This window comes from Paraburkholderia sediminicola (assembly GCF_046027825.1).
GTDB classification, from domain to species: Bacteria; Pseudomonadota; Gammaproteobacteria; order Burkholderiales; family Burkholderiaceae; genus Paraburkholderia; species Paraburkholderia sediminicola_D.
Genome location: NZ_JAQQDU010000001.1, coordinates 248,597 through 258,989, shown reverse-complemented (window position 1 = coordinate 258,989; position 10,393 = coordinate 248,597). Strand labels below are relative to the sequence as shown.

Sequence of the window (10,393 nt, the reverse complement as noted above, 5' to 3'; positions counted from 1 at the left end):
ATTCTTCAAAAGGGTGATTCAATGAAGTCCGCACGTATTGTTCCACTTCTGATCGGGGTTCTCGGGTTGGCTGCGTCGGGTGCTGCAATGGCCGGTGGGCTCAGCGTTGGCGTCAACATCGGCATCCCCGCGCCGGTCTACGTGGCTCCGGCTCCGGTCTATGCACCGCCGCCGCCGCCCCCGCCGCCTGTCGTCTATCAACCGGCTCCCGTGTATTACGGCGGCCCGGCGATCGTGATCGGCTGGCATGGCGACCGTTACTGGGACGGCCGCCGCTATTGGGGGCGTGATGACTGGTATCGCCATCATCCCCCGGGCCGCTACGACTACGGCCGTAATCACTACGACAATCAGCGCGGCTGGCACTAAGCCGTTAAGAAGCGCGGCTGATGCAGTCGCCGTGTTGAAACAAACCGCCCGAAAGAGGGCGGTTTTTTATTGCCTGTACGAAACCGGCAGACTGTGCCGAAGGCGCCGAGTCAACGCAGCACGCATCGTCACCCGGCGATAGCAGCCATACCGCCGACCACGGCATTAGCGCCGCTATCCCCGTGCACGATTTTCGCTGTTACGCCGGCTGTCAGATCCGACGGCAGAAACGCTGCGGCATTGCCGACCGGTTCGATCGTCGCATTGCGCCTGAGCGGCGCGTCGTTTTCGGCGAATTCGAGATTGTGGCGTGAGCATGGATTGCGCGGGTTTATTGGGTAGAATTCCCCCACATTGACATTGCCCACTGACCAATAAGGCCCCTATGACAACTGGCTCGCGATGGGTTCAAACGCCTCGTGAACTTTGGTGCGGCGTGATTCACAGGCTATCGCGTGTCGGTCTACCAGTTGTGCCGCGCTCCAGGCGGTCAGTGTGCGCTGTCGCGCTGTGCGGTGTGTCCGCCCTGGCCGGCTTGCTCGCGGCACCCGAGGCCCATGCGGTCTATGCGATCGCCCAATACGGCGAGCCGAAATATCCGCCCGATTTCAAGTACTTCGACTACGTCAACCCGGATGCGCCCAAAGGCGGCACGCTGGTGCTGGCCAATCCGAGCCGGCTCACCAGTTTCGATAAATTCAATCCGTTCACATTGCGCGGTAACCCCGCGCCGGGCGTCGACCTGATGTTCGAAAGCCTGACCATCGGCAGCAGCGACGAAGTGGCGTCCGCCTATGGCCTGCTCGCCGACGACATCAATATCGCCCCGGACGGGCTGTCGACGACCTTCCACATCAATCCGCGTGCACGCTTTTCGAACGGCGACCGGGTCACCGCGGACGACGTCAAGTTCTCGCTCGACACGCTGAAAAGCCCGCAAGCCGCGCCGCAATTCGCGTCGATCTTCGGCGAGATCACGCGCGCGGTGGTGGTCGATCCGCAAACGATCCGTTTCGAGTTTCATCAACGCAATCGCGAGTTGCCGCTGCTCGTGGGCAGCATGCCTGTGTTCTCGCACAAGTGGGGGATGAAGCCGGACGGCAGCCGCATTCCGTTCGACCAGTTGGCATTCGAAAAGCCGATCGCCAGCGGACCCTATCTGATCGATCAGTACGACAACGGCCGCACAATCACCTATCGGCGCGATCCGAATTACTGGGGCGCGGCGTTGCCGGTGCGCGTCGGTACGAATAACTTCGATCGCATTGTCTACAAGCTGTATTCGGATAACGTCGCGCGGCTGGAGGCGTTCAAGGCCGGCGAATACGATGCGATGGTCGAATACGTCGCGCGTAATTGGGTGCGGCGTGACGTCGGCAAGAAGTTCGATAGTGGGGAGTTGATCAAGCGCGAATTTCCGCAGCATAACGGCACGGGCATGCAGGGCTTCATGCTCAACCTGCGCCGGCCGTTGTTCCAGGACGTGCGAGTGCGCAAGGCGCTCGATCTCGCGCTCGATTTTCAGTGGTTGAACCGTCAGTTGTTCTTCAATCAGTACACGCGCATCGACAGTTTCTTCGCCAATACGGATTTGCAGGCGAAGGGCCTGCCATCGCCTGGTGAGCTTGCGCTGCTCAATCCATGGCGCGCACAACTCGATCCGGCTGTATTCGGTCCGCCGCCAAAGCAGCCGGACACGGATCCGCCGGATTCGCTGCGAGCCAATCTGCTGCAGGCGCGCGCCTTGTTGCAGCAGGACGGGTGGACCTATCGCGACAACGCGTTGCGTAACGCCAAGGGCGAGCCGTTCGAATTCGAAATTCTCGACGACTCCAGTTCCGAAGCAGCGATGTCGCCGATCGTCGCGACGTACATCCGCAATCTGCAAAAGCTGGGCATCAAGGCGACGTTTCGTGTGTCCGATTTCGCGGTGTATCAAAAGCGCCTCGACAATTTCGATTTCGACACCACGACGATCCGCATGCCCGATGTGCAGGTGCCGGGCACCGAACAGATCGACCGCTTCGGTAGTAAAGCCGCCGATACGCAGGGTTCCGACAACGTGATCGGGCTGAAGTCGCCCGTGGTCGACGCGGTGCTGCGCGCGCTCGTGCAAGCGCAGACGCGCGAGCAACTGGTGGACGCGACGCACGCACTCGACCGCTTGCTGATGCATGGCTACTATGTGGTACCGCACTGGTACAGCGCGACGCACCGGGTGGCGTTCAAACGCGGCCTTGCGTGGCCGAAGACCTTGCCTCTGTACTATGGCGCGGAAGGCTGGATCACGTCGATGTGGTGGTATGCCGAGCCGCAACAGCCGCCAGCACAGTCGCACTAAACGCGTCCATTCACTCAACGCCTTCGCACCGGAAACGACGCCATGTGGAGCTACATCCTCAAACGCCTGCTGTTGATGATCCCGACCTTGCTCGGCGTGTTGACGCTGACCTTCGTCGTGATCCAGTTCGTCCCGGGTGGCCCGGTCGAACAGATGCAGCACGAACTGCGCAAAGGCGCGGAGAACGGCGCGCCGTTCGGTCTGCGCGCGCATAACGGCGTCGACGCGCAGCAGATCGCGCAACTGAAAGTGCTGTATGGCTTCGACAAACCGCCGCTCGAACGCTACGTCCTGATGCTAAAACGCTTCTCGACGTTCGACCTGGGTCAAAGCTATTTCCGCCATCAAAGCGTGTGGTCGCTGATCGTTTCGAAGTTGCCGGTGTCGATCAGCATCGGCTTATGGACGTTCTTTCTGACCTACCTGATATCGGTGCCTCTGGGCATAGCCAAAGCGGTGCGTAACGGCTCGCGCTTCGATATCGCGACGAGCCTCGTCGTGTTGATTGGCTACGCGATTCCGGGCTTTGTGCTGGGCGTGCTGTTGCTGGTCCTGTTTGGCGGCGGCAGTTTCCTGCAACTCTTCCCGCTCCGTAATCTCACCTCGGACAACTGGGCGCAGTTGAGTCTCGGCGGTAAGATCGTCGACTACCTGTGGCATATCACGTTGCCGATCACGGCCTCGGTAGTGGGCAGTTTCGCTGTCGTCACAATGCTGACGAAGAACGCCTTCCTCGACGAAATCCGCAAGCAATACGTGCTGACCGCGCGCGCCAAAGGTTTGTCGGAAAGGCGCGTGCTGTGGAAACACGTGTTTCGCAACGCATTGCTGCCGTTGATCGTCGGTTTTCCGGCGGCGTTCATCGGTGCGTTCTTCACCGGCAGCCTGCTGATCGAGACGCTGTTTTCGCTCGACGGACTCGGCCTGCTGTCGTACGAATCGGTGGTGCGGCGCGACTACCCCGTCGTGCTCGGCACGCTGTATCTGTTCACGCTGATCGGTCTTGCGACGAAGCTGATTTCCGATCTTTGCTATGTGTGGGTCGATCCCCGCATCCAATTCGAACAACTGGAGCGTTGATGAATCGAGCCCGCCTTTCAGCCGATGCGGCGGCGCGCACCGAACCGGTTCGCGCGTTCGTCTCGCCAACGCCTGCGCGTCGCGTCTGGCAGCGTTTTCGCCAGCAGCGCCTTGGCTACTGGAGTCTGATCATCTTTGTCGTCGCGTTTGCGGCGAGCCTCGCCGGGCCGCTGTGGTCGAACGACAAGCCGCTCGTGGTGCGCTACGAAGGGCAGTTGTATTTTCCGATGTTCAAGACCTACGCGGAGACTACCTTCGGCGGCGACTTCCCGACGCCCGCCGATTATCTCGACCCGTATGTCAAGCATCGTTTCGACACGCCGGGTAACTTCGCGGTGTATCCGCCGAACCATTACTACTACGACACGCTGAATTATTTCTCGAAGGAGCCGAACCCGGCGCCGCCGTCGCGCGATAACTGGCTCGGCACCGACGACCGTGGTCGCGATCTGTTTGCGCGTCTTTTATACGGTTTTCGCGTGTCAGTGGAGTTCGGGCTGGTGCTGACCCTGATTGGCACCGTGCTTGGGATTGCCGCGGGCGCGGTGCAGGGTTACTTCGGAGGGCGCATCGATATCATCGGGCAGCGCCTGATCGAAATCTGGAGTGCCATGCCGGAGCTTTACCTCCTGATCATATTTTCGTCGATCTTCGAGCCGGGGTTCATTCTGCTGATCGTGCTGCTCTCGCTGTTCGGCTGGATCGGCTTGTCCGATTACGTGCGCGCGGAGTTTCTGCGCAACCGTCACCAGGACTATGTGCGTGCGGCGCGGGCAATGGGGCTATCGAACTGGCAGATCATGTGGCGGCACGTGTTGCCCAACAGTCTGACGCCCGTGATCACGTTTCTGCCGTTTCGCATGAGCGGCGCGATTCTCGCGCTTACCAGCCTCGACTTTCTGGGCCTCGGCGTGCCATCACCAACACCAAGCCTCGGCGAATTGCTGGCGCAAGGTAAAGCCAATCTCGACGCATGGTGGATTTCGTTGTCCACTTTCGGCGTGCTGGTCGCGATGCTGTTACTGCTGACGTTCATGGGCGATGCGCTGCGCAACGCGCTGGACACCCGCATCTCCGATGCCATGCGCGCGGGAGGCAACCAGTGAGCGCCATCGTGGAGAACGACGCAAAACAGGGTGTGGCGCCGCCGCTGCTGGAACTCGATCGTCTGCACGTGACCTTCGGCGATACGGTCGCGGTGAACGACGTGACGCTCGCGATTCAACGCGGCGAGCGGGTCGCGCTGGTCGGCGAATCGGGCTCGGGCAAGAGCGTGACCGCACTGTCGATCCTGCGTCTGTTGAGCGACGCGCAGGTCAGTGGCTCGGTCCGTTTCGACGGCCAGGATCTGCTCGCTAAAAGCGAGCGTGAGATGCGCGGCATGCGCGGCTCCGACATCGCGATGATCTTCCAGGAGCCGATGACGGCCCTCAATCCGCTCTATACGGTCGGTGACCAGATTGCGGAGACGATCGTCGTGCATGACGGCGTCACGGCGAACGAGGCGCGTAAGCGCGCGGTGGCGTTGCTGGGGCGCACGGGCATTGCCGAGCCCGGCAAACGCGTGAACAGTTATCCGCATCAGCTCTCCGGCGGTCAGCGGCAACGCGCGATGATCGCGATGGCGCTTGCGTGCCGCCCACGCCTGTTGCTGGCCGATGAGCCGACCACGGCGCTCGATGTGACGATCCGCGCGCAGATCGTCGATCTGCTGCTGGAACTGCAACGCGACGAAGCCGAGAAACGCGGCATGGCAGTGCTGCTGATCACGCACGACCTGAATCTGGTGCGGCACTTTGCGCAACGTATCGCGGTGATGGAGCAGGGCGTGCTGGTGGAAAGCGGCCCGGTCGAGCAGGTGTTCGAGTCGCCGCAGCATCCTTACACGCAGCGTCTGCTGGCGAGCCGCCCGCAGCGCACCGTGGTCCCGGTATTGCCGATCTCACCGGTGCTGCTCGAGGCGCGCGATGTCTCGGTCGATTTCAAAACAAAACTGCCGGGCCTGAGCGGCTGGTTTCGCTCGGGGCGCTTCCACGCGGTGGCGGATGCAAGCGTGTCGGTGCGTCAGGGTGAGACGCTCGGGATCGTCGGCGAATCGGGGTCGGGCAAATCGACGCTCGCGATGGCCTTGCTCGGTCTGCAACGCACCGCGCACGGCGAGATCGAGTTTCAGGGCAGGGCGCTCGGCAGCTATCGCGGCGCTGAGCAGACCGCCTTACGCTCGAATATGCAAGTCGTCTTTCAGGATCCGTTCAGTTCGCTTTCGCCGCGCCAAACCATCGAGCGGATCGTCGGCGAAGGGCTCGCGCTGCATCGGCCGCAAATGAGCCCGGAGGCGCGGCGCGACAAGGTGGTGTCGGTGCTGCGCGAAGTGGGTCTCGACCGCACGGTGCTGTATCGCTATCCGCACGAGTTCTCCGGCGGCCAGCGTCAGCGGATTGCGATTGCGCGTGCCCTGGTGCTGGAGCCACGCATCCTGATCCTCGACGAACCGACCAGCGCGCTCGACGTGTCGATCCAGCAGCAGGTGCTGAAACTGCTCGCCGGGTTGCAACAGAAGTACAACCTCGGCTTCGTGTTCATCAGCCACGATCTGGCCGTGATCGGGGCGATGGCGCATCGTGTCGCGGTCATGCAAAACGGTTCAATCGTCGAAAGCGGCGACGTTGAGCAGATTTTTGCGACACCGGCGCACCCTTACACTCGAAAGCTGCTGAAAGCGGCGCTTGACCACTGATTTTGCACTCTTTCACCAATTGGGTGCCTGTCTCGATTGTATTTTTCTATTTGTTTTGACACGTGAATACTTACTGGCTAGTATCGACCAAACTTTTTTCCGTAGCCCACTGATTTTTAGGCAAAAAATACCGACCAATGCAGCACAGAAACCTAACCCAGGCTTGCACGCGCGTCGTCGCCGGGATGTTCATTGGCGTCTTGATGGCAGCAGCTCCCGGCGCGTTCGCCGACGAAGTAAGCAGTTTTAATCAGAATGCCTCATATTCGACCCCCAGCGGGTCGAATTCTTTGTCCCCCCTCAATTCGCAATCGGCCGCTCCCGACAGCGACGGCGGCGCCAAATCGTTCCTTTCCGGCATGGCCGGAAAAGCGGGCGACGTGGTGGTCGGCGCGCTGAACATGATCGGCGTTCGTTACCGTTGGGGTGGTAATACGCCCGATTCGGGGCTCGATTGCAGCGGCTTTGTGCGCTACGTGTTCCAGGACACGCTCGGTATGGCGCTGCCGCGCCGCGCTGAGGAAATGAGCCGCGTGGGCGAGAAGGTTCGCGTCAGCGACCTGAAGCCGGGCGATCTGGTGTTCTTCAACACCATGCGCCGTACGTTCTCGCACGTCGGTATCTACATTGGCGACAACAAGTTCGTGCATTCGCCTTCCACGGGCAGCACGATCCGCGTCGACGATCTGGATAGCGGCTATTGGGAAAAGCGGTTCACGGGTGCACGCCGGATCGAGACGTCCTATCAGGAAGGTGACGATCTGCGCAAGCGCGTGAATGCCTCGATCGGCGGTAATCAGTAACTGATTCGGCCCGCACCCGCGGTTTGGGTGTGAAAAAAGCCTGCTTCGTCCGAAGCGGGCTTTTTGCGTTGGGGCGCGTGCCGATTGTCGGTAAATCTTCCGCGCCGTGCCGTGGGCTGTGTAGGCGCGGTGTGACGGCAACTGAAGCGCGCCGGTCGGTATAACCGGCGCGACCCAGGCGGGTTAAACCGCAGCGCGGCTTGCGGCCAGCTTGCGTTGCAACTCCGGCATCATTTTCGCCACCGCTTCCTCTCCGGCCAGGATCGCTGCGTTGCGCTGCGAGAAATCGCTGCCGCTCATGGCGGCCAGATTCGGCCGGATCACGACGTCGGCGTATTTGTCGAGCTCATAGGTCTTGATCGTCTGGCCCATGATCGTGAAAGTCTGCATCAGTACGTCGAACGAGCTGGCCGTGAGGCCGCTTTCCGGGCGCTGCGAGATGTCCACCGCGATCACGAAATCCGCGCCCATCTTGCGCGCAAACGAGGCGGGCACCGGACTCACCAGGCCGCCGTCCACATATTCGTGCCCGCCCATCTTCACCGGCTCGAAAATCGACGGCACGCTGCATGACGCGCGCACCGCAATGCCGGTATTGCCGCGCTGGAACAGGATCGGCTGGCCGGTCCGCAGATCGGTGGCGACCACGCCGAGCGGCTTGGCCATCTTCTCGATCGGACGGTTGTTGAGCGTCGTATTCAGGTAGTTTTGCAGCGCGACGCCCTGCAGAAAGCCGCGCGTGCGAAACGGCATGGCCCAGTCGCTGATGGACGCTTCGTCCATGTTCAGCGCGAGCTTGTTCAACGCAAAACCGTTCATCCCCGAGGCGTACAGCGCACCGACGACCGAACCGGCGCTGGTGCCGGCCACCAGGTCGACCTGGATATTGCGCGCCTCGAGCGCCTTGATCACGCCAATATGCGCGAAGCCGCGAGCGGCGCCGCCGCCTAGCGCGAGCCCGACGCGGATCGAGCGCTGCGGTTTGTCGAGCGGTGGCGTGGTGGGCGTGGCAGCAACCGGTGTGCTATCGGGCTTGCTGGCGCCGGTCGTGGTGCAGGCGGCCAGCACCGCGGAGGCGGCCGCCAATGAGAAGTTGCGACGGGCGAGGCGAGGGGATGACGGTTTCAACGGGTTCTCCAGCAACGGCAGGGGCGGCGCAATCGGCGTAATCGGTACAAGCGGCGCAACCTGTGCCGCGATCAGGCGGATAGTCAAACGGACAGAACCGCCGGTGGCGATTCCATGCGCTGTGGTTCTATCCCGACCCGCAGCGCGCGCACATCATAAATCAAAGCGCCGGACGCGCGCCGGCCCGGTAATGAAACGTTGCAGACGAAACCATGGGGCGTCCTGGAGCGCGCTTCGCGAGTGTCTTGCGTGCTGCCATTGGCCATCTGGACGAGGGCAGGCAAGACGGGTTCGGAAGGTATAATTCGGCTCTCGCATTTATTTCCTTCGTGTTCGTGCAAGGCGTTTTCTGCCTCACGGGCGCGGTCCGCTGCCGCGCTTCACTGGCGATGTCTGCCACGGCGCCGGCGCCTGTCTTCCGAGTAATCGCTAATGACCACCTCTGTCCGTACCCGTTTCGCACCGAGTCCCACCGGCTTCATCCACCTCGGCAACATTCGCTCCGCGCTTTATCCGTGGGCGTTCGCGCGCAAGATGAAAGGGACCTTCGTGCTGCGGATCGAGGACACCGACGTCGAGCGTTCCAGTACCGAATCTGTAGATGCCATTCTCGAAGGCATGGAATGGCTCGGCCTCGATATCGACGAAGGCCCGTTCTACCAGATGCAGCGCATGGACCGTTATCGCGAAGTGCTCAAGCAGATGCAGGACGCGGGGCTCGTGTACCCGTGCTACATGTCGACGGAAGAGCTGGACGCACTGCGCGAACGCCAACGCGAGGCCGGCGAAAAGCCGCGCTATGACGGCACGTGGCGTCCGGAAACCGGCAAGGTCTTGCCGGAGCCGCCGGCCGGCGTGCAGCCCGTGCTGCGCTTCCGCAATCCGCTCTCCGGTTTGGTCGCATGGGACGACGCCGTGAAAGGCCGCATCGAAATCTCGAACGAAGAACTCGACGACCTCGTGATCGCGCGCCCGGATGGCACGCCGACCTACAACTTCTGTGTCGTCGTGGACGATCTCGACATGCGCATCACGCACGTGATTCGCGGCGACGATCACGTGAACAACACGCCGCGTCAGATCAACATTCTGCGTGCGCTCGGCGCCGAGCCGCCGGTGTATGCCCATTTGCCGACCGTGCTGAACGAGCAGGGCGAGAAGATGAGCAAGCGTCACGGCGCGATGAGCGTGATGGGTTATCGCGACGCCGGCTTTCTGCCGGAAGCAGTGGTCAACTATCTGGCGCGTCTGGGCTGGTCGCATGGCGACGCGGAAATCTTCACGCGTGAGCAGTTCGTCGAATGGTTCGATCTGGAGCATCTGGGCAAGTCGCCGGCTCAGTACGATCACGACAAGCTGAACTGGCTCAACGCGCACTACATCAAGGAAGCGGACAACGCGCGCCTCGCGGAGCTTGCAAAGCCGTTCTTCGCTGAGTTGGATATCGACGAAGCCGCGATTGCGCAAGGCGCTGATCTGGCGTCGGTGGTGGGCTTGCTGAAGGACCGTGCGTCGACGGTGAAGGAAATCGCCGAAAACGCGGCGATGTTCTATCGCGTGCCGGCACCGGAAGCCGATGCGCTCGCACAGCACGTCACGGATGTCGTACGTCCGGCGCTTGCCGATCTGGGCGCAACGCTCAAGACGGTGGAGTGGACCAAGGAAGCGATCGCTGCAGCCTTGAAGGCCACGCTCGGGGCGCACAAGCTGAAGATGCCGCAACTGGCCATGCCGGTTCGCCTGTTGGTGGCGGGCACCACGCATACGCCGTCGATTGACAGCGTGCTGATGCTGTTCGGGCGCGATGTCGTCGTGAGCCGTATCGAAAAAGCGTTGGCCTGAGCGCATTCGCGCTCGCCTTGAGAGGGTTTGCATGCGACTTGCGAAAAAAGTCGCATGCAATTGCTCAAAGGGTATTTACAAAGCGCAAATTGG

9 protein-coding genes are annotated in these 10,393 nt (G+C 61.6%); 7 read left to right on the top strand and 2 right to left on the bottom strand.

The annotated features are described in order from the left end of the window. Positions 1-21 precede the first annotated feature (21 nt). The gene (locus PQQ96_RS01115) at positions 22-369 is read left to right on the top strand and encodes a hypothetical protein (RefSeq protein ID WP_408287585.1); all 348 of its coding nucleotides are present in this window, start codon (positions 22-24) and stop codon (positions 367-369) included. A gap of 128 nt (positions 370-497) precedes the next feature. Here the strand turns inward: PQQ96_RS01115 and PQQ96_RS01110 are convergent, their stop codons facing one another. Further along, complete coding sequence (locus PQQ96_RS01110; RefSeq protein WP_408287584.1) at positions 498-722, bottom strand: SDR family oxidoreductase; 225 nt, start codon at positions 720-722, stop codon at positions 498-500. Positions 723-754: 32 nt separating this feature from the next. Between PQQ96_RS01110 and PQQ96_RS01105 the strand changes: the two genes are divergently transcribed. The 5 genes from PQQ96_RS01105 (at position 755) to PQQ96_RS01085 (ending at position 7,330) form a co-directional block, all read left to right on the top strand. Next, the gene (locus PQQ96_RS01105) at positions 755-2,710 is read left to right on the top strand and encodes an extracellular solute-binding protein (protein WP_408287582.1); all 1,956 of its coding nucleotides are present in this window, start codon (positions 755-757) and stop codon (positions 2,708-2,710) included. 42 nt (positions 2,711-2,752) lie between these two features. Next, on the top strand, positions 2,753-3,790 hold the full coding sequence (locus tag PQQ96_RS01100) for a microcin C ABC transporter permease YejB (RefSeq protein ID WP_408287579.1): 1,038 nt from the start codon (positions 2,753-2,755) through the stop codon (positions 3,788-3,790). After that, entirely contained in the window at positions 3,790-4,896 is a 1,107-nt protein-coding gene (locus PQQ96_RS01095) for an ABC transporter permease (RefSeq protein WP_408287576.1), read from the top strand. Before PQQ96_RS01100 ends, PQQ96_RS01095 begins: the two co-directional genes overlap by 1 nt. Beyond that, positions 4,893-6,527 carry an ABC transporter ATP-binding protein gene (locus PQQ96_RS01090; protein WP_408287574.1) on the top strand — a complete coding sequence of 545 codons (1,635 nt, stop codon included), beginning with the start codon at positions 4,893-4,895 and terminating at the stop codon, positions 6,525-6,527. Before PQQ96_RS01095 ends, PQQ96_RS01090 begins: the two co-directional genes overlap by 4 nt. A gap of 137 nt (positions 6,528-6,664) precedes the next feature. Next, complete coding sequence (locus tag PQQ96_RS01085; RefSeq protein ID WP_408209915.1) at positions 6,665-7,330, top strand: C40 family peptidase; 666 nt, start codon at positions 6,665-6,667, stop codon at positions 7,328-7,330. Between the two features lie 183 nt (positions 7,331-7,513). On the opposite strand, the gene PQQ96_RS01080 is transcribed toward PQQ96_RS01085, so the two are convergent. Continuing rightward, the gene (locus PQQ96_RS01080) at positions 7,514-8,500 is read right to left on the bottom strand and encodes a patatin-like phospholipase family protein (RefSeq protein WP_408287633.1); all 987 of its coding nucleotides are present in this window, start codon (positions 8,498-8,500) and stop codon (positions 7,514-7,516) included. Between the two features lie 390 nt (positions 8,501-8,890). On the opposite strand from PQQ96_RS01080, the gene gltX reads away from it, so the two are divergent. Beyond that, complete coding sequence (gene gltX, locus PQQ96_RS01075; protein WP_408287571.1) at positions 8,891-10,300, top strand: glutamate--tRNA ligase; 1,410 nt, start codon at positions 8,891-8,893, stop codon at positions 10,298-10,300. The last annotated feature ends 93 nt before the right edge of the window (positions 10,301-10,393 follow it).